The 22271-nt window shown below is 70.5% G+C and carries 23 protein-coding genes; 7 read left to right on the forward strand and 16 right to left on the reverse strand.

Going from position 1 to position 22271, the window contains the following annotated elements; all coding sequences use genetic code 11:
- Window positions 1-45 precede the first annotated feature (45 nt).
- From AB0G63_RS09820 to AB0G63_RS09855, 8 genes are all read right to left on the reverse strand, one after another.
- Window positions 46-1713, reverse strand: coding sequence for a histidinol-phosphate transaminase (locus tag AB0G63_RS09820; protein WP_360746990.1), 1668 nt, complete (start codon window positions 1711-1713; stop codon window positions 46-48).
- A 153-nt stretch (window positions 1714-1866) separates the two neighbouring features.
- The gene (locus AB0G63_RS09825; protein WP_360746993.1) at window positions 1867-3018 is read right to left on the reverse strand and encodes an aldose epimerase family protein; all 1152 of its coding nucleotides are present in this window, start codon (window positions 3016-3018) and stop codon (window positions 1867-1869) included.
- A 53-nt stretch (window positions 3019-3071) separates the two neighbouring features.
- Window positions 3072-4319, reverse strand: coding sequence for a multiple monosaccharide ABC transporter permease (gene mmsB, locus AB0G63_RS09830; protein WP_360746996.1), 1248 nt, complete (start codon window positions 4317-4319; stop codon window positions 3072-3074).
- Window positions 4316-5866: a multiple monosaccharide ABC transporter ATP-binding protein gene (gene mmsA / locus AB0G63_RS09835; RefSeq protein WP_360746999.1), complete on the reverse strand. Its 1551-nt coding sequence runs from the start codon at window positions 5864-5866 to the stop codon at window positions 4316-4318. The genes mmsB and mmsA overlap by 4 nt, the downstream gene beginning before the upstream one ends.
- 134 nt (window positions 5867-6000) lie before the next feature.
- Window positions 6001-7107, reverse strand: a complete 1107-nt coding sequence (gene chvE / locus AB0G63_RS09840) for a multiple monosaccharide ABC transporter substrate-binding protein (protein WP_360747002.1) — start codon at window positions 7105-7107, stop codon at window positions 6001-6003.
- 36 nt (window positions 7108-7143) lie between these two features.
- The gene (locus tag AB0G63_RS09845) at window positions 7144-8115 is read right to left on the reverse strand and encodes a hypothetical protein (protein ID WP_360747005.1); all 972 of its coding nucleotides are present in this window, start codon (window positions 8113-8115) and stop codon (window positions 7144-7146) included.
- Window positions 8116-8248: 133 nt separating this feature from the next.
- Complete coding sequence (locus AB0G63_RS09850) at window positions 8249-9253, reverse strand: alcohol dehydrogenase catalytic domain-containing protein (RefSeq protein ID WP_360747007.1); 1005 nt, start codon at window positions 9251-9253, stop codon at window positions 8249-8251.
- A complete protein-coding gene (locus tag AB0G63_RS09855; RefSeq protein WP_360747009.1) occupies window positions 9250-10413 on the reverse strand; it encodes a mandelate racemase/muconate lactonizing enzyme family protein in 1164 nt (387 codons plus the stop codon). The genes AB0G63_RS09850 and AB0G63_RS09855 overlap by 4 nt, the downstream gene beginning before the upstream one ends.
- Window positions 10414-10819: 406 nt before the next feature.
- Between AB0G63_RS09855 and AB0G63_RS09860 the strand changes: the two genes are divergently transcribed.
- Window positions 10820-11674, forward strand: coding sequence for a hypothetical protein (locus tag AB0G63_RS09860; RefSeq protein WP_360747012.1), 855 nt, complete (start codon window positions 10820-10822; stop codon window positions 11672-11674).
- Between the two features lie 65 nt (window positions 11675-11739).
- On the opposite strand, the gene AB0G63_RS09865 is transcribed toward AB0G63_RS09860, so the two are convergent.
- A complete protein-coding gene (locus AB0G63_RS09865) occupies window positions 11740-12183 on the reverse strand; it encodes a MarR family transcriptional regulator (protein ID WP_360747015.1) in 444 nt (147 codons plus the stop codon).
- Window positions 12184-12271: 88 nt separating this feature from the next.
- Here AB0G63_RS09865 and AB0G63_RS09870 point away from each other — a divergent pair, with 88 nt between their 5' ends.
- Window positions 12272-13270: an NADP-dependent oxidoreductase gene (locus AB0G63_RS09870; protein ID WP_360747017.1), complete on the forward strand. Its 999-nt coding sequence runs from the start codon at window positions 12272-12274 to the stop codon at window positions 13268-13270.
- A 103-nt stretch (window positions 13271-13373) separates the two neighbouring features.
- Here the strand turns inward: AB0G63_RS09870 and AB0G63_RS09875 are convergent, their stop codons facing one another.
- Window positions 13374-13916, reverse strand: a complete 543-nt coding sequence (locus AB0G63_RS09875) for a hypothetical protein (protein ID WP_360747019.1) — start codon at window positions 13914-13916, stop codon at window positions 13374-13376.
- A 157-nt stretch (window positions 13917-14073) separates the two neighbouring features.
- Window positions 14074-15219 carry a serine hydrolase domain-containing protein gene (locus AB0G63_RS09880; RefSeq protein ID WP_360747021.1) on the reverse strand — a complete coding sequence of 382 codons (1146 nt, stop codon included), beginning with the start codon at window positions 15217-15219 and terminating at the stop codon, window positions 14074-14076.
- A 117-nt stretch (window positions 15220-15336) separates the two neighbouring features.
- Here AB0G63_RS09880 and AB0G63_RS09885 point away from each other — a divergent pair, with 117 nt between their 5' ends.
- A complete protein-coding gene (locus AB0G63_RS09885) occupies window positions 15337-16134 on the forward strand; it encodes an EI24 domain-containing protein (RefSeq protein WP_360747024.1) in 798 nt (265 codons plus the stop codon).
- A 165-nt stretch (window positions 16135-16299) separates the two neighbouring features.
- On the opposite strand, the gene AB0G63_RS09890 is transcribed toward AB0G63_RS09885, so the two are convergent.
- Window positions 16300-16866 (reverse strand): GNAT family N-acetyltransferase, encoded by a 567-nt coding sequence (locus tag AB0G63_RS09890; RefSeq protein ID WP_360747026.1) that lies wholly within the window; start codon window positions 16864-16866, stop codon window positions 16300-16302.
- 83 nt (window positions 16867-16949) lie between these two features.
- On the opposite strand from AB0G63_RS09890, the gene AB0G63_RS09895 reads away from it, so the two are divergent.
- Window positions 16950-17821, forward strand: a protein-coding gene (locus AB0G63_RS09895) for an IS5 family transposase (RefSeq protein WP_360747028.1) whose coding sequence is annotated in 2 segments (ribosomal slippage) — window positions 16950-17355 and window positions 17355-17821 — 873 coding nt in all. Because the reading frame shifts where the segments join, the coding sequence is not laid out codon by codon here.
- 154 nt (window positions 17822-17975) lie between these two features.
- Window positions 17976-18419, forward strand: coding sequence for a DUF3592 domain-containing protein (locus AB0G63_RS09900; RefSeq protein WP_360747031.1), 444 nt, complete (start codon window positions 17976-17978; stop codon window positions 18417-18419).
- A 56-nt stretch (window positions 18420-18475) separates the two neighbouring features.
- Here AB0G63_RS09900 and tgmA read toward each other — a convergent pair whose 3' ends face one another.
- Both tgmA and AB0G63_RS09910 read right to left on the reverse strand, forming a co-directional pair.
- On the reverse strand, window positions 18476-18916 hold the full coding sequence (gene tgmA, locus AB0G63_RS09905; RefSeq protein WP_360747033.1) for a putative ATP-grasp-modified RiPP: 441 nt from the start codon (window positions 18914-18916) through the stop codon (window positions 18476-18478).
- A 14-nt stretch (window positions 18917-18930) separates the two neighbouring features.
- Window positions 18931-19353 (reverse strand): ATP-binding protein, encoded by a 423-nt coding sequence (locus AB0G63_RS09910; protein ID WP_360747036.1) that lies wholly within the window; start codon window positions 19351-19353, stop codon window positions 18931-18933.
- A gap of 238 nt (window positions 19354-19591) precedes the next feature.
- On the opposite strand from AB0G63_RS09910, the gene AB0G63_RS09915 reads away from it, so the two are divergent.
- Together AB0G63_RS09915 and AB0G63_RS09920 are read left to right on the forward strand one after the other, a co-directional pair.
- Window positions 19592-20857, forward strand: a complete 1266-nt coding sequence (locus tag AB0G63_RS09915; protein ID WP_360747038.1) for an XRE family transcriptional regulator — start codon at window positions 19592-19594, stop codon at window positions 20855-20857.
- Window positions 20854-21375 (forward strand): NUDIX hydrolase, encoded by a 522-nt coding sequence (locus tag AB0G63_RS09920; protein ID WP_360747041.1) that lies wholly within the window; start codon window positions 20854-20856, stop codon window positions 21373-21375. The genes AB0G63_RS09915 and AB0G63_RS09920 overlap by 4 nt, the downstream gene beginning before the upstream one ends.
- Before the next feature lie 116 nt (window positions 21376-21491).
- Here the strand turns inward: AB0G63_RS09920 and AB0G63_RS09925 are convergent, their stop codons facing one another.
- Window positions 21492-21758, reverse strand: coding sequence for a hypothetical protein (locus tag AB0G63_RS09925; RefSeq protein WP_360747044.1), 267 nt, complete (start codon window positions 21756-21758; stop codon window positions 21492-21494).
- Window positions 21759-21803: 45 nt separating this feature from the next.
- A partial coding sequence (locus AB0G63_RS09930; RefSeq protein ID WP_360747047.1) for a LysR substrate-binding domain-containing protein occupies window positions 21804-22271 on the reverse strand: 468 nt, incomplete at its 5' end.

The following is a 22271-nucleotide window of genomic DNA, read 5'->3' on the forward strand; positions in this document are numbered from 1 at the left end:
CTCGTGGAGTGTCGCCTGTCGCCTACCGATCCCGTCGGCCGGGGCTCACCCCGCCTGCCCCATCCCCGCCGCGTTCGGCCAGTTCTGGGCGCTGGGCCAGCCGACCGCCGGGGCCGGGGCGAGGCCCGGGCCGGTGGTGCCGCGGACCTGGGCGGCGGTGAGGCCGCCGCGGGCCGGGACGCCGGGCGGGGTCGGACCCGTCATCGGGGCCGGGAACGGGGCGCTCATCGGGGCCGGGGCGGGCAGCGGCGCCGGAGCCGGGGCAGGGGCCGGGACAGGAGCCGGGGGCTGGGGCTGGGACTGGGGCTGGGGCGGGATTCCGAGCGGCTGGGGGCCCAGCTCGGCCGCCGCCGGCATCGGCATCCCGGCACCGTTCGACGGCCCTGCCGGGACCGCGCCGTTCGACGGCCCTGCCGGGACCGTGCCGTTCGACGGCCCCGCCTGGGCCGCGGCGGGCAGCGGCATGCCGGCGTCGGCGGCCTGAGCGGCGAGGCCCTGCATGCCGGCCCCGTTGGTGGCGCTGACCAGCCGGTCCACGGCCGCCGTGCCCGAGCTGTAGCCGGTCCCTGTGCCCAGCTCAGGCACGGCGGCTCCCCTCCTGGTCCCGTAGAGCACCTGTTCCAGGCCGGACACCAGGCGACGCACGTCCACCTGGGGGCGCACCACGAGTCTCAGGAAGCGACTGGACGAGCCGATCTTGTTGCCGCACTCGCGGACCAGGATCCGGTGCTCGGTGAGCATCCGGTCCCGGACCACGGTGCCCTCGGCGCCCACGGGGAGGCGCACGAAGAGGAAGTTCCCCTGCGAGGGGTAGACCGTCAGGCCGGGCAGCGTGGCGAGCTGGGTCGCCATGTCGAGGCGGTCGCGGCGCACCTGCTGCAGGCTCTGCGCGTACTCGGCGCCGTGCTCCTTCAGCATGAACACCACGTGCTCGGCGAAGGAGTTGAGGTTCCACTTGGGCAGCATGGAGCGGACGCGGCCCGCCAGCGCCGGGTTGGCGACGAGGTAGCCGAAGCGGATGCCGTGCAGGCCGAAGTTCTTGCCCAGGCTGCGCAGCACGACCACGTTCGGGCGGAGCATCGCCTCCTGGACGACGGACGGGTCGGCCTCGGCGTCCGCGAACTCCAGGAACGACTCGTCGATCACCACCAGGTCCAGGTCCGCCATCGCGTCCATGAACTGCACGACCGTGTGCTTGGGCAGGAAGCCGCCGTCGGGGTTGTTGGGGTTGCAGACGACCGCGACGCGGGTGCCGCGGGCCCGGATGAACTCGGCGTACTGCGCGAGGTCCAGGGCGAAGCCGCCGGCCTCCTGCAGCGGGAACATGTCGACCCGCTTGCCGGTCTCCATCGGCTGGTCGGTCCAGCGGCCGAAGGTGGGGACGGGGATGGCGAGGGACTCGCGGACCAGCAGGTGGTCGATCCAGGTGATCAGCTCGGTCGAGCCGTTGCCCATCGCCACGCACTGCGGCGGAAGCTGGAGCAGGTTGCACAGCTCGGCCGTGATCGTGTCGGCGCTGCTCGGGTAGTACGTGATGATCTCGCGCAGCCGCGCCGCCATCTCCTCGAACATGGCGGGGGTGGGGAAGTAGGGGTTGCAGGGGATACAGAAGTCGACCGGCCCGGCCCCGTCGCCGCCCTCCCGCGTCAGCGCCGCCATCGACGGGCTGTGGGCCGCGGTGCTGCGGAACAACGAGGTGACGTTGTCGGCCATGGAACCTCCGTATGGGCGGGCCCTGGCGGGGACTTCAGGGCCCGTCGTCATTGGGTGGCCCGCGCGGGGGAGCGCGGGCCACCCATACATACGCGGCCTCAACGGGTGTTGTTCAACCCGTGTGAAGAGATTGTGCGCGACCGTCCGGACCGGTCAGCGGCCGAACGAGTGGACAGTGGTCGTCCGGTACGTCTGTCCCGGCCGCAGCACCGTCGACGGGAAGTTCGCGTGGTTCGGCGCGTCCGGGAAGTGCTGCGTCTCCAGGCACAGCGCGTCGCCCTGCCGGTAGACGCGGCCGGAGGTGCCGGTCAGGGTGCCGTCGAGGAAGTTGCCCGAGTAGAACTGCAGGCCCGGCTGGTCGGTGGCGATCCGCAGGGTGCGGCCGGAGCGCGGGTCGCGCAGCGTCGCGACGTGCTCGGGCCGCTGCGTGATCCCCTTGTCGAGGACCCAGTTGTGGTCGAAGCCCTTCGCCATGACCTGCTGTTCATGGCCCGCGCGGATGTCCCGGCCGATCGGCTTGCCCTTGCGGAAGTCGAAGGGGGTGCCGGAGACCTTCGCCAGCTCGCCCGTGGGGATCAGCCCCGAGTCGGTGGGCGTGTAGCGGGAGGCGGCGATCGTGAGCTCGTGGTCCTCGATCGTGCCGCTGCCCTCGCCGGCGAGGTTCCAGTACACGTGGCTGGTGAGGTTGACGACCGTGGCCTTGTCGGTGGTGGCCTCGTAGTCGATGCGCCAGTCGCCGTGCCGGGTGAGGGTGTACGTCACCGTCGCCCGCAGCGTGCCCGGGTAGCCCATCTCGCCGTCGACGCTGGTGTAGTGCAGGCGCAGGCCGACGTCGGAGCCCTCGGCGAACGGCTCCACGTCCCACACGCGCTTGTCGAAGCCCTTGGCGCCGCCGTGCAGGCTGTTGTCGCCGTCGTTCACCGACAACTGGTAGGCGGTGCCGTCCAGGGTGAACCGCCCCTTGGCGATGCGGTTGCCGTACCGTCCGATGAGGGCGCCGAAGTACGGGCTGGAGGCGACGTAGTCGTCGATGTTGTCGAAGCCGAGGGAGACGTTGGCGTAGCGGCCGCGGTGGTCGGGGATCTCCAGGGAGTGGACGATGCCGCCGTAGGAGAGGACCCCCAGGCGGGTGCCGCCGTTCTCCAGCGACCAGAGGTGGACCTTGGTGCCGTCGGCGAGCGTGCCGAAGAGCGTCTTCACGGGCTTCCTGCCTCCCGGGGCAGCCTGTGCCGTGCCGCCGAGCGTCGTCGCGGCGATGCCCGCCGCCGCCGCGCCTGCGATGACCGTGCGTCTGTTCAGTTCCATGTGCGGCTCCCGTAATGGGTGGGGCCCCGCCTTCCGGCGGGGCCCGAGCTGACTTACGAACCGGACTTGCGCTTGTTCCACACGTCGAAGCCGACGGCCGCGAGCAGGGCCAGGCCCTTGATGACCTGCTGCCAGTCGGTGCCGACGCTCAGGAGGTTCATGCCGTTGTTCAGCACGCCGAGGACGAGACCGCCGATGATCGCGCCGAGGACGGTGCCCACACCGCCGCTCATGGACGCGCCACCGATGAACGACGAGGCGATGGCCTCGAGTTCGAAGTTCAGGCCCGCCTTCGGAGACGCCGCGTTCAGGCGGGCGGCGACCACCAGACCCGCCAGGGCCGCGAGCACGCCCATGTTCAGGAAGACGTAGAAGGTGACCTTCTTGTCCCTCACGCCGGACAGCTTGGCCGCCGGCAGGTTGCCGCCGATGGCGTAGATGTGGCGGCCGAAGACGGCGTTGCGCATGACGTAGCCGTAGCCGACCACCAGCACGCCCAGGACGATCAGGATGATCGGCGCGCCCTGGTAGCTGGCGAGCAGCATCGTGACCGCGAGGATCGCCGCGGCGATGGCGGCCAGCTTCAGCAGGAAGGCGTTGCGCGGCAGCACGTCCAGCGAGAACTCCTGCTCCCGCCTGCGGTCCCGGACCTCCTGGTAGATCGCGAAGGCCAGCAGCACGATGCCCAGCAGCAGGGTCAGGTTGTGGTAGTTGGTGTTCGGGCCGACCTCCGGCAGGAAGCCGTTGCCGAGCTTCTGCAGGCCCTCCGGGAACGGGCCGAGGGTCTGGCCCTCCAGGAAGATCTCCGTCAGACCGCGGAAGAGCAGCATGCCCGCCAGCGTCACGATGAACGACGGTATGCCCAGATACGCGATCAGGAAGCCCTGCACCGAGCCCGCGGCCGCGCCCACCAGCAGGCACAGCACCAGCGCGACGGGCCAGGCCACCTCGTGCTGGACGGTCAGCACCGCCGCGAACGCGCCCACGAACGCGGTCAGCGAGCCGACCGACAGGTCGATGTGCCCCGCGATGATCACCAGCATCATGCCGATCGCGAGGATCAGGATGTAGCTGTTCTGCAGCACCAGGTTGGAGACGTTGCGCGGCAGCAGCAGGTCGCCGCCGGTCCACACCTGGAACAGCACGACGATCAGGCCGAGCGCGATCAGCATGCCGTACTGGCGCATGTTGCGGCGCAGGCCGTTCAGCATCAGGTGCAGCAGGCCCTCGCCGGAGGCCGCGCCCCCGTTCTTCCCGGGCGGCGCCGAGGCCGGGACCTTGTCCGTCACATCCGTGCTCATCGGGTTACCTCTTTGTCCTTCGTCATCTGGCGCATCAGCACTTCCTGCGTGGCCTCCGCCCGCGGAACCTCACCCGTGAGCCGCCCGGCGGCCATGGTGTAGATGCGGTCGCACATGCCGAGCAGCTCCGGCAGCTCGGAGGAGATGAAGACGACCGCCTTGCCCTCGGCCGCCAACTGGTCGATGACCGTGTAGATCTCGTACTTGGCGCCCACGTCGATGCCGCGGGTGGGCTCGTCCAGGATCAGCACGTCCGGACCCGCGAAGATCCACTTGCTGAGGACGACCTTCTGCTGGTTGCCGCCGGACAGCTTGCCCACCGGCTCGAACACGGTCGGCGCCTTGATGTTCATCGACTTGCGGAAGCGCTCGGCGACCTGCCGCTCCTCGTGCTCGTCGACCACCCCGCGCCGGGCCACCTTGCCCAGGGCGGTCAGCGAGATGTTCCGGTTGATGGTGTCGATGAGGTTCAGGCCGTAGTGCTTGCGGTCCTCGGTGACGTACGCGATGCCGTGCCCGACCGCCTCCGAGACGGTCTTCGTACGGATCTCACGGCCGTCCTTGAGGACCGTGCCGCCCGCGTACCGGCCGTAGGCACGCCCGAAGACGCTCATCGCCAGTTCGGTGCGGCCGGCGCCCATCAGGCCCGCGATGCCGACGATCTCCCCGCGCCGCACGGTGATCGACACGTCGTCGACGACCCTGCGGTGCTGGTCGATGGGGTGCAGCACGGTCCAGTTGCGGATCTCCAGCGCCGGGGCCGCGCCCACCTCGGCCTGGTGCGGCGTGCGCTCGGGGAAGCGGTGGTCGAGGTCGCGGCCGACCATGCCGGAGATGATGCGGTCCTCGGTGGTCTCCGGCGCGTTGACGTCGAGGGTCTCGATGGACCGGCCGTCGCGCAGGATCGTCACCGAGTCGGCGACCCGCCGGATCTCGTTCAGCTTGTGGGAGATGATGATCGAGGTGATGCCCTGCTTCTTCAACTCCAGGATGAGGTCCAGGAGTTTGCCGCTGTCCTCGTCGTTGAGCGCCGCGGTCGGCTCGTCGAGGATGAGCAGCTTCACCTTCTTCGACAGCGCCTTGGCGATCTCCACCAGCTGCTGCTTGCCCACGCCGATGTCGGCGATCCGGGTCTCCGGGTGGTCGGTCAGCCCGACCCGGCGCAGCACCTCGGTGGCGTGCCTGAGCGTCTCGTTCCAGTTGATGAATCCCGCGGAGGCGTGTTCGTTGCCGAGGAAGATGTTCTCCGCGATCGACAGGAACGGCACCAGCGCCAGCTCCTGGTGGATGATCACGATGCCCCGGTGCTCGCTCGCCCGGATGTCCTTGAACTCGCAGACCTCTCCCTCGAAGAGGATCTCGCCCTCGTAACTGCCGTGCGGATGGACGCCGGAGAGCACCTTCATCAAGGTGGACTTCCCGGCGCCGTTCTCACCGCAGATGGCATGGACCTCGCCCTGACGGACAGTCAGAGTGACGTCCGACAGCGCCTTCACACCGGGAAAGGTCTTGACGATCGAGCGCATTTCCAGGACGGGTCCCGCCATGGTCGTGCCCTTTCGGTCCGTAGGAATGGCCGTAGGAATAGCCGTAGGAGCGGCCGGAGGAACGGCCGGAGGAGCAGCCGGAGGAACGGCCGTGGGAACGGCCGTAGGAATGTCCGGCCCTCGACGGCGAGGGGCTACTTGAGCTCGTCCGCCGTGTAGTAGCCGGTGTCGACGAGCTCCTTGGTGTAGTTGCTCTTGTCGACGCTCACCGGCTGCAGCAGGTAGGCGGGGACGGTCTTGACGCCGTTGCTGTACGTCTTGGTGTCGTTGACCTCGGGCTTCTTGCCGTTGAGTACGTCGTCGACCATGGTCGCGGCGACCTCGGCGAGCTTGCGGAGGTCCTTGTAGACGGTCTGCGTCTGCTCCCCGGCGATGATCGACTTCACCGAGGCCAGCTCCGCGTCCTGGCCGGTGATGACCGGCAGCGGCTTGCTCTTGGAGCCGTAGCCGTCCGACTTCAGCGCGGACAGGATGCCGATGGAGATGCCGTCGTAGGGCGAGAGCACCGCGTCGACCCGGCCGGACTTGTACGAGGACGTCAGGATGTCCTCCATGCGCTTCTGCGCGGTGGTGCCGTCCCAGCGCAGGGTGGTGACCTGGGTGAGCTGGGTCTGGCCGGACTTGACGACCAGCTTCTTCTTGTCGATGTACGGCTGGAGCACGCTCATCGCGCCGTTGAAGAAGTACTTGGTGTTGTTGTCGTCGTTGGAGCCGGCGAACAGCTCGATGTTGAACGGGCCCTTGCCGTCCTTCAGGCCGAGCTTGTCGACGATGAAGTTGGCCTGCAGCTCGCCGACCTTGGTGTTGTCGAAGGAGGCGTAGTAGTCGACGTTCTTCGTGCCGAGGATCAGCCGGTCGTAGGAGATCACCGGGATCTTGGCGTCCGCGGCCTGCTGCAGCACGTTGTTCAGCGACTTGTTGTCGATGGCCGCGATGATCAGGCCCTTCACGCCCTGCGTGATCAGGTTCTCGATCTGCGACACCTGCTGGTCGGGGTCGTCCTCGCCGTAGACCAGCTTGGTCTTGTAGCCCTTGGCCTGGAGGTCCTTGACGACGTTCTTGCCGTCCGAGATCCAACGCTCGGAGGACTTGGTCGGCATCGCGATGCCGATGGTGCCGCCCTTGGCGCTGCCCTTGTCCTCCTTGCTGCCGCCCTCGCTGTTCTGCCCGCAGGCGGTCAGGGTGAGGGCGAGGGACGCGGCTCCGGCTATGGCGGCGAGTGCGGCTCTGCGAGTACGCATGGCGATCAGTCCTTGTTCTTCTCGTCGTTGAGAGGGTCAGGCTTCGGTGGGGAAGCGGTTCAGCGGGCCGGGCAGCCGGGAGCCGAGCGGCGCCATGTCGCCGTCCGCGCCGTGCCGGGCGAGCAGGTCGAGAGCGAGACGGCCGCGCCGCACCCGCTCCCGGGCGGTGTCCAGCGTCAGATCCCTCAGGTGGGTGCCGTAGGGGTAGATGCCGGGCGATCTGGACAGGCCGAACTTCAGGTAGAGCGGTGCGCCGCGCCGGATCAGCTCGGCGACCTCGTACATCCGGATGTAGCCGCCGAGGTCGTCGGGGGCCTCGATGTACATGTCCATCGGGGCGGCGGAGGTCCGCCGGATCTCGGTGAGGTGATCGAGCGTCAGGTCGCTGGGCACGTTCAGGGAGTCGGCGCCCAGCCGCTCGTAGACCGCGTAACTGGCCGGATTGACCGGCCCGATGAGCGCGGAGACCTTCAGGGTGGTGTCCGCCGGGATGACCCCGGCGGCGCGCGCCCGGTGCAGCGTCCACAGCACGCCCTCGTCCGCGACGAGCAGGCACTTCACGCCCAGCTCCGTCGCCCGTACGGCGTCCTCGACGCAGCCGGCGACGGCGTCGTGCCCCCGTGCGCGCAGTCCGGCCCCCCGCGAGTCGGAGCGCACGGAGCCGCCGATGTCCCAGGTGCCGCGCGGGCCGGTGAACAGGCACAGCTCGATGTCCCGTTCGCCGGTGGCCTCGACCATCTCGGTGATCTCGGCGTCGGTCAGCATCCACACGCCGCTGCCCTGGCTGATCCGGTGGATCGGCACGTCGAGGCGCGAGGACTCCTTGAGTACGACGGCCAGCGCCTCCGGGCCCTCGCAGGAGGGGATCTCGGTGCGCCAGCGGCCGCCGCCGGGGAAGGTGTGCGGTGAGGCGTCGGCGGGGTCGAGGGCGGGCGCGCCCAGGCCGAGGGCGGTGAGCGCCGGCTCACCCGGCCTGCGGGCTGCCGTGGCGGAAGCGTCGGTGGTCACAAGCTGTCCTTAGTGTTCGGTATTTCGGACGAAGTTCGCGGCTCTGGGTACGCCCGGGTCACGACCGGGTACGGAAAGGGCCAGGTGTACGCCGGTACGGGGGCCGTCAGGTCGCCCCCGTACCGGCGTACGGCTAGGGGCGGAGCAGTACCTTGCCGACCTTCGGATCGCCGGACCCGACCAGTTCGATGGCCTCCGGGAACCGCTCCAGCGGCAGCTCGTGGGTGACCAGCGGCAGCGGATCGAGCAGGCCGGCCCCGAACACCCGCACCGCGTGCGCCCAGGCGTCCGGCGGCGCGCCGAAGACGGTCGACACCTCCAGCTGCCGTACCACCAGGTCCGTCGGGTCCAGCCCGTCGGCGCCCGGTGCCGGGATGCCCGTCAGCACCAGACGGCCGCCGCGCCGGAGCAGACCGGCGGCGGTGCGTGCCGCGGACGCCGACCCGGCGGTCTCGACGACGACGTCGAAGTCGTCGGGCAGGTGCTGGTCGCGGGTGCGGAAGCCGGTGGCCCCGAACCGCCGCGACAGCTCGGCCCGGTCGGGCCGGGTGCCGACCACCAGCAGCTCGGCCGGCGAGTTCGCCTTCAGGAACTGCACGGCGAACATCCCGAGCGTGCCGGTGCCGACCACCGCGACCCGCTCGCCCGGCAGCGCGTTCGCCTTGATCACGGCGGCCGCGATGCAGGCGGCGGGCTCCAGCAGGGCGGCCGCCGTCAGGTCGGCGTCGTCCGGCAGCAGGTGCAGCAGGCGGGCGGGCAGGGTGAGCGTGGTGGCCATGGCCCCCGGCTGGGTGAACCCGGTCTCCTCGTACCCGGCCGTGCACAGGGTGGTCTCGCCCGCGTGGCAGCGGTCGCACACCTGGCAGTTGCGGAAGCCCTCGCCGACGACCTTCCGGCCGACCAGCGCCTCGGGAACGCCGGCGCCGACCGCCCGCACGGTCCCGGACCACTCGTGGCCGGGCGTGAGCGGGTAACGGACGTACCCCTCCGGCCGGTTGCCCTGGTAGACCTCGCGGTCACTGCCGCAGATGCCGACCGCGTGGACCCGCACCAGCGCCTCGCCGGGCTCCGGCTGCCGCGGCTCGTGCGGGGTCAGCCGGTGCTCGCCCGGCGCCTCGACGACGACCGCGGTGCTCACTTGGTGCCCTTGGGCTTGCGCTGCTCCCAGCCCTCGGCCCACAGGTCGAAGCGGGCCTGCTGCTGCGGGAACTCGGCCGCCGCGTCGACGTCCAGCTCGACGCCGAGGCCGGGCGCGTCGGAGAGGTGGAAGCAGCCGTCCTCCGGGTCCACCTGCGGGGCGCCCTTGACCACCTTCTTGATCTCCGCGTCCGCGAAGTCGTTGAAGTGCTCCAGGATCTTGAAGTTGGGGGAGGTGAAGCCGACCTGCAGGGAGGCCGCGGTCAGCACGGATCCGCCCACGTTGTGCGGGGCGACCAGCATGTAGTGCGTCTCGGCGGTCGCCGCGAGCTTCCGGGTCTCCCAGATGCCGCCGATGTGGCCGACGTCGGGCTGGATGATGTCGACGGCCTGGCTGTCGAACAGCTCGCGGAACTCGATGCGGTCGTGGATGCGCTCACCCGTGGCGACGGGGATGTCGACCTTCGCGGCGACCTTCTCCAGCGCCTTGAGGTTCTCCGGCGGGCACGGCTCCTCCAGCCAGGCGGGGTTGAAGGGCGCCAGCTCCTTGGCCAGGCGCACGGCGGTGGCGGGGGAGAAGCGGCCGTGCATCTCCAGCATCAGCTCCGCCTCGGGTCCGATGGCGTCGCGGACGGCCTCGATGAGGGAGACGGCGTACAGGGTCTGCTGGTGGTCGAGTTCGAAGTGCCCGGTGCCGAAGGGGTCGATCTTGAGCGCCCGGTACCCGCGCTCCATCACGCCCTGGGCCGCCTTGTGGTACGCCTCCGGGGTCCGCTCGGTCGTGTACCAGCCGTTGGCGTAGGCCTTGACCTTGTCCGTCACCTTCCCGCCCAGCAACTGCCAGACGGGCACCCCGAGCGCCTTGCCCTTGATGTCCCAGCAGGCCATCTCGACGACCGCGATGCCCGACATCACGATCTCGCCGGCCCGGCCGTAGTCGCCGTACTTCATGCGGCGCACGAGGTCTTCCACCGCGAACGGGTCGGAGCCCAGAATGTGATTGGCCTCCGCCTCCCGCAGATAGCCGATCAGTGCGTCGGTGTGGCCCAGCATCCGGGTCTCGCCGACTCCCGTGATCCCTTCGTCGGTGTGCACCTGGACGTAGGTCAGGTTGCGCCACGGCGTCCCGACCACGTGGGTGCTGATTCCGGTGATACGCACGGCAGTTGCCCCTTGCTGCGTCGTTTGTCTCATTGGCTTGATACGGTGTGTTCGAAATTTCGTCACACGTTCGAAATGCTGGCGTGACAGTAAGGACGGGGTGCGGGGAGTGTCAATGGGTCGAACGCATAACGGTTTCGACACCGCATTCGACACGGATTTCGGAGCCGGTTTCGGCAGGATCGAGGGACTTGCCCGGCATACGCTCCCGGTCCGGCGCAACGGAACGGCCGGTTCGCCACACAATTTTCACAGCGCTGACTAGGAAAGCTACCCGGGAGGAACTTAGTCTTCCGGCGTCATGGACTACTGCCACCCGTGCCGACGGCACCTCAACGGCGCGCTCGCCTGCCCGGGGTGCGGCGCTCCCGTCGAAGAACTCCGCGCGCACGCGGAGCGGGGTGGCATGTCCGGGTACGGGTCCGGCGTCCCCGGGTCCGGGTCCGGGTCCGGGTCCGGCGTCTCCGGGTACGACGGCGGGCCGACGGCCGCCTACGACGGTTGCGGGGACGAGGACGACGGCACGTACGAGGGCGCGTACGACGACGCCTTCGAGGGCGTTTACGGCGACCGGGGCGACCGGGGCGACCGGAGTGACGGCGTCGGCGTTCCGGCCGGCCGGGCGGCGCGGCAGCACGGCCGTGGCGGGCGCGGGCGCGACGGCCGGACCACCGAGGCGGGCGTGGGCGCGGGCGAGGCCGGGGCGGGCGCCGGGAGTCGCCGCGACCGCAAAGCCGCGGCGCACCGCCGGCGCCGGCGCCGGACCGCGCTGATCGCGGCGGGCTTCGTCCTGGCGGCGGGCGGGCTGAGCTTCGCCGAGCTGGGCATGGACGCGCCCTTCTCCACCCCGGAGCCTGCCGCCAAGGACGCGTCCGCCGAGGGCGGCACGTCCTCGGCGGCCGGTGGGACGGCCCGGCCCCTGGACGGCACGGCGCCGGGCACGGCGCCCGGCTCGGCGGCGCCGGGCGCCTCCGCCTCCCCGTCGGCCTCGAAGTCCGCCAAGGATGCCAAGGACGCCAAGGACGCCAAGGGTGACAACGGCGACAAGGGGCAGGACGGCGAGGCGACATTGGGCGCGGACACGTCCTCCGCCGCCACGGGGGCGACCCCGGACCCCTCCGCGCCGGACTCCGCGGCGACCGCCCCGGCCTCCACCCAGGCCCCCTCCGCCGATCCGACGCCGTCGTCGCCGGACCCCGGCCCGGACCCGCAACCGTCGCCGACGAAGACGTGCGACCGTTTCCTGTGGTGGTGCACCTAGGTCCTGCCGGGGCCCGCGACGCCGGGGTGATCCGAACGACAGGGCCTAGCGGCTGACGACAGGGCCTAGCGGCCGGAATCCAGCATCCGCCGCAGCAAACTCCGCAAAGCCAGCCGCTCCTCGTCCGACAGGCCCGACAGCGGTTCGCGGGCGAAGCGCAGGCCCTCCCGCAGCTCGCGGGCGACCCGGAGACCCTCGTCCGTGGCCGCCGCCAGCTTCACCCGGCGGTCCGCCGGGTCGGGGCGGCGCTCCACCAGGCCGCGGGCCTCCAGCCGGTCCACGATCCCCGTGACGTTCGACGGCTCGCACTTCAGCCTGCGCGCCAGCTTCCGCATCGCCAGCGGTTCCAGGGACAGCAGGCTCAGCAGCCGCGCCTGGGCGCCGGTCAGCGCGTGCTCGCCCGCCGCCTCCTCGTAGTCCGCGTAGAAGCGGGCCACCACGTCCCCGATCAGCTCGACGACCTCCAGGGTCACCGGGTCGGGACGGCGGGTCTCGGGTGAGGTGGGCATGCTTCAGGGTACCCCTTTGCTTGACAACGTGAAATATTCAGGAGCATCTTTGTTTCAGCTACTGAAATAAATCGGAAGGGCTTCCCTCATGATCAACCGCGAATGGCACCTGCTCAGCCGGCCCGTCGGCTGGCCGAAGCCCGAGGACTTCGCCCTGGTCGAGGCAGAGGTCCGGCAGCCGCGCGAGGGGCAGGTGCTCGTCCGCAACAAGTACCTCTCGGTCGACCCCTACATGCGCGGCCGGATGAGCGCCGCCAAGTCCTACGTCGCCCCCTTCGAGCTCGGCAAGGCCATGCAGGGCGGCGCGGTGGGCGAGGTCGTCGCCTCCGAGGCCGAGGGCATCGCCGTAGGCGACCACGTCCTGCACTTCCTCGGCTGGCGCGAGTACGCCACGCTGGACGCCAAGAACGCCGTCAAGGTCGACGCGGACGCCGCACCCCTCTCGGCCTACCTCGGCGTCCTCGGCATGACCGGCCTCACCGCCTACGCCGGCCTGCTGCGCACCGCCGCCTTCAAGGAGGGCGACTCCGTCTTCGTGTCGGGCGCCGCGGGTGCCGTCGGCAGTCAGGTGGGCCAGATCGCCAAGCTCAAGGGCGCCTCGCGGGTCATCGGGTCCGCCGGGTCCGACGAGAAGGTCAAGCTGCTCGTCGAGGAGTACGGCTTCGACGCCGCGTTCAACTACAAGAACGGCCCGGTCGGCGAGCAGTTGCGGGAGGCCGCCCCCGACGGCGTCGACGTCTACTTCGACAACGTCGGCGGCGACCACCTCGAGGCCGCCATCGGCTCGCTCAACCAGGGGGGCCGGATCGCCGTCTGCGGCATGATCTCCGTCTACAACAACACCGAGCCCGCCCCCGGCCCGAAGAACCTCGCCCGCCTCATCCAGACCCGCGGCCGCATCGAGGGCTTCCTCGTCGGCGACCACTACGACCTCCAGCCGCAGTTCGTCCAGGAGGTCGGCCCCTGGGTCGCCTCCGGCGCGCTGAAGTACCGCGAGACCGTGGTCGAGGGCATCGAGAACAACCTGGAGGCGTTCCTCGGGGTCCTGCGCGGCGACAACACCGGAAAGATGATCGTCAAGCTGTAGTGACGGCTCCCTTCACGGCCGGCGCACCGCGCCTGCGGCCGTGGACCGAGCTCCGCCCGCGAGCCCCCAGGTCCGAGACCTGGGGGCTCGCGGCGTCCCGGCATCACAGCTCCGGGAAGACCGCCGCGAAGAAGAACCACAGCAGCCCGGCCCAGAACAGTGCGGCCGCGAGGGAGACCAGCAGAGAGCTGTGCCACTTCAGCACCAGGAACGGGAACATGGTCAGGACCGCGAACAGGCCGCCGAGACGCGTGTACAGCCGGGCGGCCTCGCTCAGCGTGCCGGCCCGGCCCTCCGCGAGGGCGCGGAGGAGGCGCTGCGAGACGAAGCCGTACAGGCCGAAGACGACGGGGAAGAACCACAGCGGCGTCAGCCCCACGAGCTGGTCTTCCGACAGGTCGTTGAACTTGACCACGTAGATGACCGCCGCCGCGCCGAGGCCGACGAGCAGGGACACGATGTACAGCGCGGTCAGGGCCACCGCGCTCCCCGAGCGTGCCGCCGGCGGCCTGCCGGGCACGAACGGCATGGGTGCGCGCGTCACCTGGTGACAGGACTGGCATTGGACATCGGCGCCGCTCAGAGAAGCCGGGACGGACATGAGGTGCCCGCAGACCCCGAGGAACTCGACCTGCTGTGCGTTCATGGAACTCTTTCTCGTGAGGCGTCCTGGCTCGGAGTCCCTGCGTCGCAGCCTGGTCCGGCATGGCGGCTGGAACCGGCCGCAGCCAGGCCCGAGCCATGACGATCGTCGCCGCCCGCTCTTCAGAACCGCTGGGAGCCGACTGGAAAGAGCTCGGCGGTCAGCGGGCCAGGGCCGCCGTGTGCACCGCCCGGGCCAGCCGGTCGTTCTCCGGGGCCGCTCCGCCGGGGAAGGCGTAACGGCGGCGGGTGTAGCCGTAGGCCAGGCCGCTGCGGGGGTCCGCGAAGGCCTGGCAGCCGCCCGCGCCGCTGTGGCCGATCGTCCCGGCGCCCAGGAACGGGTGCCACACGTCCGCCGTCGTCTGGAAGCCCAGGCCGAACGACCTGTGCGAGCGGGCCACCAGGTCGTGGCCCACGGAGTGGAACTGGCCGAACTCCGCCACCGTGTCCGGCTTCAGCAGCGGGGCCTTCTCGTCCACCTCGCTGATCGCCGCCGCGTACAGCGCGGCGAGCCCGCGCGCGGAGGCCACCCCGCCCACCGAGGCCGGTCCCCTGGCGCGCACGCCCGGGTCGTTGGGCAGGGTCGCCAGGTCGGTGGGTTCGGGGGCGTGCTGGTTGAAGGCGATGGCGGCGAGCGTGTGCGGGCCGGAGGGCAACGAGTCGAGCAGCGCCCGCTGTTCGGGGGTGGGGGCCATCGGCTGCGCGGTACGGAAGCGGGGCTCGTGCGCGGCGGGCAGGCCGAGGAAGAAGTCCAGCCCGTAGGGGGCGCGGATCCGCTCCTCGTAGACCTCCTGGAGCGTACGGCCGGTCGCGCGGCGCACGACCTCGCCGGTGAGCGCTCCGATGACCAGCGCGTGGTAGCCGAAGGCGGTGCCCGGCCGCCAGAACGGCCGCTGGTCGGCAAGCCGTTCGGCCAGCTGGCGGTCGTCGGCCAGCTCGGCGAGGGTGAACCCGGTGTCGGTGCCGACCACGCCCGCCCGGTGCGCGATCAGCTCGCGCAGCGTCACGCCCGCCTTGCCCTCGGCCGCGAACTCCGGCCAGTAGTAGGTCACCTTGCGGTCCAGCTCCAGCGTCCCCTCCTGCACGAGCAGCGCCACCACGAGATGCGCGGCGCCCTTCGTGGACGAGTACACGCCGTACAGGGAGCCGGCGTCGCCGCCCGCCCACAGGTCGACGACCTTGCGGCCGTGCACGTACGCGCACAACTGGCCCTCGTAGTCCAGCCGTTCCTCCGCGACGAACGCGGCGAACTCCTCGCGCACGGCCTCGAAGCCGTCGGCGACGGTGCCGTGGATCTCCTGAGTCATCCCGCTCTCCTCACCTCAACCGCTGCGGCCTGCTGAGATCGGTACGGGGAGACCTACCCGTTCGACTCAACCACGTCACCGGACGGTGCCGCTCAGCGGGCCGGTAATGTTCCCCTCATGCGTGATCTCGGGGTGGGGTTCGGGTACCTGCTGAAGGGCCAGCGGTGGGTGGCCCGGAACGGCAGGCAGTACGGGTTCGGGCTGCTGCCCGGCCTGATCACCCTCGTCCTGTACGCGGCGGCGCTCGTCGCGCTCGCGATGTGGGGCGACGACCTGGTGGCGTGGGCGACGCCGTTCGCCGACGACTGGGACAGCCCCTGGGCCGGCCTCTTCCGCGGCTTCCTCACCGCCGTGCTGTTCGCCCTCGCCCTGCTGCTCGCCGTCGTCACCTTCACCGCGGTCACGCTCCTGGTCGGCCAGCCCTTCTACGAGAGCCTCTCCGAGAGGGTCGACCGCGACGTCTCCCCGGACGGCAGCGCGCCGGAGTCGGGCCTGCCGCTGTGGCGGGAGCTGTGGATCTCCGCCCGCGACAGCCTGCGGATCGTGGTCCGGGCCGCCCTGTGGGGGATCCTGCTGTTCGGTCTCGGCTTCGTCCCGTTCGTCGGGCAGACGGTCGTCCCGGTCATCGGCTTCCTGGTCACCGGCTTCTTCCTCACCGAGGAACTGGCCGCCGTGGCCCTCCAGCGCCGCGGCGTCGAACTCCGCGAGCGCCTCACCCTGCTCCGCGCCCGCAAAACCCTGGTCTGGGGCTTCGGCACCCCCCTCGGCCTGTCCTTCCTGGTGCCCTTCGTCGCGGTCTTCCTGATGCCGGGCGCGGTAGCGGGCGCGACCCTGCTGGCCCGCGACCTCCTCGGCGAGGACATCGACGAGGACGAGGACGACGACACCCCCGATGGCAAACAGGTCGCCTACTGAAGGCAGCGAGCCGTCGGCCCACGCCCGGGGGGTGGTGTTCCGGGACGGATTTTCAACGCCGAGGACCGTAACCGCGCCGCAAGAGCGGTCGGGCGCACTTCGAGAACGGCCACCTTGTCGAACGTCCTGAGGCTCCAGCGGCTTGAGCAGCTTACCGACTGGATCTCAGGCATCCCTGCGCCGTATGTGCAGATGACCCTCGCGGGGAAAGGAGGGCGGCGCCGCAGGCAGGACTGTGTCGAGGCTGTACCGGCTCTTGTGCGCCACGCGGTACGAGGCCGGGTTGTCCACCTGGTGGAGGAGTTCCAGACGCTCCAGCGCGTCGCCCCCCAGGACGTCGAACGCCCAGTCGGTGACAGCCTCCAGAGCGCGCGGCGCCACACCCCGCCCGCGGGCACGCGCCGCGGTCCAGTAACCCACCTCGGCCGACGGTTTGCCGGAGGCCACCTCCTTGAGGACCACATGGCCCACCAACTGCGCGCGGGCCGAATCGGGTTGCTCTTCAAGAACCGCGAAACCGAACCGGTCCCCCGCTGCCCAGCCTCGCTCCTGGTCCTGCACCCACCGCATCGCATCGCCCTCGTTCTCTATGGCCGAACTGGTCCAGTGGCGCAGTGCAGGATCCCGGTACACGTCGACTAGGGCAGCAGCGTCCTCCATGCACCAAGGACGAAGGACGAGGGAGGGAGCGGACGGCGTCGCGCTCGCATGCAGGATGACGATGTCGTTCACCTGCCGAGCGTATGCGGCAGCGTTCCGCCCCACCCCGACGGTCCCCGGCCCACTACCGTTCCATTCGGACGCGTACGGCCTCGATGGACCATGTGAACGCCGGCACCAGACGCTCCGGAGCGGGCCAGCCGTTGATCACTGAACGGTCGCCGTGGATCGTGTCCGATGAGTTGTGGGCACGGATCGAGCCGCTGCTCCCCGTCGTGCCGCGTCGTGCTGATCACCCCGGACGCAGGCGTCTGGACGACCGGAAGGTCCTGTCAGGGGTCCTGTTCGTGCTGTACACCGGCATTCCGTGGGAGTTCCTGCCCCAGGAGTTGGGCTTCGGCTCGGGCATGACGTGCTGGCGGCGTATGAGGGACTGGAACGACGCGGGTGTGTGGCAGCGCCTGCATGAACAGATGCTGGCCGAGTTGCATGCTGTCGACGCGCTGGACTGGTCCAGGGCGGTGATCGACGGCTCCCACGTGCGGGCCATGAAGGGCGGCCCAAAACCGGCCCGAGTCCGGTCGACCGTACCCGGCCGGGCTCGAAACACCACCTGATCACCGAAGCGCACGGCATCCCCCTGGCGGTCTCGCTCACCGGCGGGAACCGCAACGACGTCACTCAGCTCATGCCTCTCATCCAGGCCGTCCCGCCGGTACGTGGCCGACGCGGACGGCCCCGTCGACGGCCGGACAAGCTCTACGCCGACCGCGGCTACGACCACGACAAGCGCCGCAAACAGGTCCGGGCCGTGGGCATCACCCCGGTCATCGCCCGCCGCGGCACCGAACACGGCTCAGGACTCGGCGTGCACCGCTGGGTGGTCGAGCAGAGCTTCGCGCTGCTGCACTGGTGCCGCCGCCTGCGCATCCGGTGGGAGATCCGCGACGACATCCATGAAGCCTTCCTCAGCCTGGCCTGCAGCATCATCTGCTGGCGCCGACTGAGGAACCTCACACTTTGTTAGCAGTCCTTACCGTCCGCTGGGGTCAATGGGCCTGCCGGGCAGGACAATGAGGTGACTGGATTACGGGGGAGTCATGGCGCGAGAGGGCCGACAGAGCGACACGATCATTGGCGTGGGCCGCGGACGGGTCTACAGACCTCAAGGGCGCGCGGCAATGCGCAGAGCCCTCGTCCACACGCTGGGCCTGCTAGCCGGGTTGCTCTTCGTCATCTTGGGTTTCGTCCTCGCCTTGGACAACGCGGCTGCGCGATGGCACTTCGGTGATGCCGAGAAGATTCCAGCGGTAGTGGTCGATGCCGACTACGCGAAGCCGTATCTGAAACAAAGCGCCTCGTTCATCAGCGTCAACCTGACTGGCATCCACGACGTCCAGGTACCCATCGACAACGTCCTCCTGGCCCCGGACGGTCTGTCGAGAGGCGACCGTGTCATCGTTCTCTACGATGCGTCACGACCCGGGCATGCTCTGTTCCCCAGCCAGCTCGGCTGGACGAAGTTGATGTTCCCCGGCGGACTGTTGTTCCTTGTCGGCCTTGTCCCGACCATCGGTAACGGCCTGGTGATTGCCAGGAGGATTGCGGTGTATGTCCGAAGGTGACCCGGGCGTTCCCCTGCCAGTCAGGAAGGGCGCCAAGGAGTGCGCCCTTCATTGTGTTAGCTGCTGTTAGACCGCTTGTGCCTTGCCTCCACCGGCAGCGGTGCGCCGTCGGGGCAGCCCCCCGCCGGGATCTGTGTGTGCGGGTCGAGAACGGGCCGGGTGGTGGGGAGGACGGCCGCAGCCGGGTAGGGCCGCATGCGTTCGAGCCCCCAGGGCTTGACCTGATCCAGTGACGCCAAGGCTGTTGCACGTGGCCGGTCGTTCGCTACCGGGACGGGGTCAGGGTCGTGGCGCTGCGCACACCGGCAGGGGTGGCCGTGGGGGCGGTCCGGTGGGGCGAAAGCCGCTGCGTGCGGGTCCTTTTCGGCAACGGAGTCCGCAGTCGAGCCGGACTCCGTGTGGCCCTCGGTGGAGATCATGGAGACCACCAGCCCGAGCCCCACGGCGACGGCTCCCAGGAGGCCGGCGCCGGCGGTCACCCCGTCTGCTCCCAGCATGGGGTGGCACCCGGTCACTGGTCACCGCCCTTGATCGCGATCTCGGCCCAGACCCGTTTGCCAGAGGTGAGGAGATCGGTTCCCCAGCGGTCGGAGAGGGCCTCGACCAGGAGGAGGCCGCGGCCGCCCAAGGCGTCCGGTCCAACGATGTGCAGCTCGGGCATGCGGCGGGACCTGTCGAGCACGGCGACGCGAAGCCGGTCAGGACGCGGCTGCTCGGCGATCACCCGGACGCTGTGAGAGTGACCGTGGCGGACCGCGTTGGTGACGAGTTCGGAGATCAGGAGGGTGCCCGTCTCTACGGCGTCTGGGTCCATGCCCCATTCGGCGCACGCCTCGCGAACTATCTGGCGCGCCACCGGAACGGCGGCGGCCTCGCTCGCGAGGGTCACGCTCCGGCGCGGGTCTTGCTCTGGTCTCGAACGCTCGTCGGTCATGGTCATCGTCACGCCTTGGTCTGGGCGGCTGGGGAGGTCCCACCCGCACGCCTCGGGGGAGAGACCTGCGGGCGGGGCGGCGCCGAGGTGCGTTCAAGGAGCGCTTCCTGGCGGCTGTGACAGTCAGTCAACGCTTGGAGAAGGGCATGACGAGACTCCAGAAGGTGACTCCAACATGGAGTCTGGCCAGCGGCGTTGACCTAGCATCGATTTCATTCGCTACTCCGGGGAGTTGCCTGTGGACCGTCTGTCACCGGACCCGCGTCAGGTCGTCGTCGGTCTGCTCGGGGATGAACGCCTGCTCAATGCGTGCGCCGAGAGGGACATGGGCGCGGTGTTCCGGATGCTTAACGCGCGCGGTGTCAGTACGCGGCGCATTGCTGCCGCCGTCGACATCACACAGGGACGGCTGTACGACTACATGAACGGCAAGAGCCGGGTGGAGAAGCTGACCCTGTTCGAGCAGATCGCCGACGCCTTTCACATCCCCGGCCATCTGCTGGGACTGGCTCGACGCTCGTGGGAGCCCGCACCGGCGGCCGCCGAGTACGAGCGAAGGGACCGGCCGCCGCCGGACGGTGACGACCTAGTGGCGGTGGATCACTTCCGCTGCGCTGACAGGCAGACCGGCGGTGGCCGGTTGTACGGGGCTGTCGTCCGGCACCTGTCGGACCGGGTGGCGCCCCGACTGGTCGACATCGGCAGCGGTCCGCAGGTGTTCGCCGCCGCAGCCGCGCTGACCGAGATGGCGGGGTGGATGGCCCACGACTCCGGTCATGATGACCGCGCGGCCCAGCACTTCGCCCGCGCTCTCCTCCTGGCTCGTGCTTCTGGCGACCTCCCGCTGGCCGCGCATATCGCCGCCAGCAGCAGCCATCTCGTCCTGGAGAGCGGGGACGCGGCCGGGGCTGTCGGCTGGGCGCGGACCGGGCTTGACCTGGCCGCGCAGGGGCCTCGGATCCCGGCGCTGACGGCGCGGCTGCACACCATGCAGGCGCGTGCACTGGCGGTCGCGTCACAGCGCGCCCCGGCCGCCCACGCGTTGCAGACCGCGCACCGTGACATGGAGGCAGCGTCCGCTGCCGATCACCCGTGGCTCAGCCCGTTCGACGCCGCCGCGCTGGCCAGCGAGTCAGCTCTGATCCTGCGGGACCTGGAGCAGTACGACGAAGCGCTGACGTACGCCGAACAGGCCGTCGCGATGCGCGGGGCGGGGCGTACGCGGTCACTGGCGCTCAGCCGGATCAGCCTGGTGGGCATCCACGTGCGCCGGGGTGATCTGGACGCCGCGGTGAGCGTGGGTCACGACCTGCTCAGTACGAGCCCGACTCTCGGTTCGGTCCGGGTGGTGCAGCAACTCGACGGGCTGCGCCGGCTGCTGGAGCCGCACCGGGGGTATCGATCCGTCCGGGAGTACCTGGCGCGGTTCGATGACGCACGCCGCGCCAGAATGCTCCTGCTGGCCGACCTGATCCCGTCGTCCCCGGGAGGCACCACCGCATGAGGCCCACAGCCCCCGACCCTGCCGACACCAAGGCGTGGAACGCATACCTCGCGGAGGGAAACGCCAAGCAGGCCCGCAAGCGCGTGGCGGCTGATGTGCTGCTGCGGGACCCGTCCGGCCGGGTACTCCTGGTGAACCCCACCTACAAACCGGGATGGGATCTGCCCGGTGGTATGGCGGAGGCCAACGAGCCGCCGGACGACGCGGTACGCCGTGAGCTGATGGAGGAACTCGGCGTACGTGTCACGCTGCACGGGCTGCTGGTGGTGGACTGGGTGGCCCCGCACGGCCCCTGGGACGATCAGCTCGCGTTCATCTTCGACGGCGGAACCGTGGCCCAGGACCAGGCCGACCGGCTACGGCCGCGGGACGACGAGTTGTCCGAAGCCGTTTTCGTCACGGTCGCCGAAGCCGCCGGTCGCCTCCGGGACCGCATCCGGCGCCGGTTCGAGCACGCCCTGAAGGCACTGGGCACGGGTGGGCCGTTGTACCTCCGGGACGGCGTACCCGTCATGTGAAGTGCCACGCCGAATCGGCCCGCGGGGGACGCGGAGGCCATGGCCGGTGCGGAGAAGACAGGCGCGGTGAATCGGCCCGCGGCTCCGGTGGCGATGGCCACGAGGGCGCGCAGGCGTCACCAGGGCAGCATGAGCGCGGCCAGCGCCAGCAGCGGGACCGTCTGGAAAGCGGCGGCGCCGCGCAGCCGGGCCCACCACAGCAGCACCCCGGCGGCCGCCACCACCGCGCAGGCGCCGCTCAGTTCGACCAGCGGGGGATCGTAGGGCCGCCCGTCCTGGCCCGCCGCCCAGGCGGTCATCCCGGCCGCCAGCCAGCCGTAGCCCACGGCGAGGGCGTCGAGGGGCAGCAGGGCGAGGATCGCGATCGTGTTCCTCCACCTCATGACGGCAGCGTGCCCGGCGGCGGCCGGGCGCATGAGCACGCGTACCTAGACCGGGACGCGGGTCGCCGCCTCCCGCAGTGCGGCGAGGAAGGCGAGTACGGCCGGGGACGGTGAGCGGCCGCGGACCGTGGCGGCGTACACCGCGCGGGCGGGGGCGTCCTCGGCGGGCACCCGGAGCAGGGCGACGTCCGGCCGTACGGACGCGGCGGCCAGGGCGGGGACCAGGGCGACGCCCAGGCCGGCGGCGACGTAGCCCTGCTTGGCGGTCCACTCGGCGACGACGTGGGCGACGCGGGGACGGAAGCCCTGGCGCAACGCCGCGTCCAGCAGCGTGCCCTCGGGGCGGGGACTGCCGGAGATCCAGTCGGCGTCGGCCAGTTCACCGAGCCGGACCGGGCCGTCGCGGCCGGCCAGCGGGCGCCCCGGCGCGTCAGCGCCTGAGCGCGGTCGCCGCCACCCTCGACGGCTTCGAGCTCTCCCGCATCGACCTCGAACAGCGCCGCGAGGGCGACG

The sequence above is a fragment of the Streptomyces sp. NPDC020996 genome (assembly GCF_040641355.1).
Taxonomy (GTDB): domain Bacteria; phylum Actinomycetota; class Actinomycetes; order Streptomycetales; family Streptomycetaceae; genus Streptomyces.

What these genes read in the sequence shown, in the direction of transcription:
- AB0G63_RS09820 (WP_360746990.1), bottom strand. Translation starts at nt 1,713, where the DNA reads ATGGCCGACAACGTCACCTCGTTGTTCCGCAGCACCGCGGCCCACAGC.
- AB0G63_RS09825 (WP_360746993.1), bottom strand. Translation starts at nt 3,018, where the DNA reads ATGGAACTGAACAGACGCACGGTCATCGCAGGCGCGGCGGCGGCGGGC.
- mmsB (WP_360746996.1), bottom strand. Translation starts at nt 4,319, where the DNA reads ATGAGCACGGATGTGACGGACAAGGTCCCGGCCTCGGCGCCGCCCGGG.
- mmsA (WP_360746999.1), bottom strand. Translation starts at nt 5,866, where the DNA reads ATGGCGGGACCCGTCCTGGAAATGCGCTCGATCGTCAAGACCTTTCCC.
- chvE (WP_360747002.1), bottom strand. Translation starts at nt 7,107, where the DNA reads ATGCGTACTCGCAGAGCCGCACTCGCCGCCATAGCCGGAGCCGCGTCC.
- AB0G63_RS09860 (WP_360747012.1), top strand. Translation starts at nt 10,820, where the DNA reads ATGTCCGGGTACGGGTCCGGCGTCCCCGGGTCCGGGTCCGGGTCCGGG.
- AB0G63_RS09865 (WP_360747015.1), bottom strand. Translation starts at nt 12,183, where the DNA reads ATGCCCACCTCACCCGAGACCCGCCGTCCCGACCCGGTGACCCTGGAG.
- AB0G63_RS09870 (WP_360747017.1), top strand. Translation starts at nt 12,272, where the DNA reads ATGATCAACCGCGAATGGCACCTGCTCAGCCGGCCCGTCGGCTGGCCG.
- AB0G63_RS09875 (WP_360747019.1), bottom strand. Translation starts at nt 13,916, where the DNA reads ATGAACGCACAGCAGGTCGAGTTCCTCGGGGTCTGCGGGCACCTCATG.
- AB0G63_RS09880 (WP_360747021.1), bottom strand. Translation starts at nt 15,219, where the DNA reads ATGACTCAGGAGATCCACGGCACCGTCGCCGACGGCTTCGAGGCCGTG.
- AB0G63_RS09885 (WP_360747024.1), top strand. Translation starts at nt 15,337, where the DNA reads ATGCGTGATCTCGGGGTGGGGTTCGGGTACCTGCTGAAGGGCCAGCGG.
- AB0G63_RS09900 (WP_360747031.1), top strand. Translation starts at nt 17,976, where the DNA reads ATGCGCAGAGCCCTCGTCCACACGCTGGGCCTGCTAGCCGGGTTGCTC.
- tgmA (WP_360747033.1), bottom strand. Translation starts at nt 18,916, where the DNA reads ATGCTGGGAGCAGACGGGGTGACCGCCGGCGCCGGCCTCCTGGGAGCC.
- AB0G63_RS09910 (WP_360747036.1), bottom strand. Translation starts at nt 19,353, where the DNA reads ATGACCGACGAGCGTTCGAGACCAGAGCAAGACCCGCGCCGGAGCGTG.
- AB0G63_RS09920 (WP_360747041.1), top strand. Translation starts at nt 20,854, where the DNA reads ATGAGGCCCACAGCCCCCGACCCTGCCGACACCAAGGCGTGGAACGCA.
- AB0G63_RS09925 (WP_360747044.1), bottom strand. Translation starts at nt 21,758, where the DNA reads ATGAGGTGGAGGAACACGATCGCGATCCTCGCCCTGCTGCCCCTCGAC.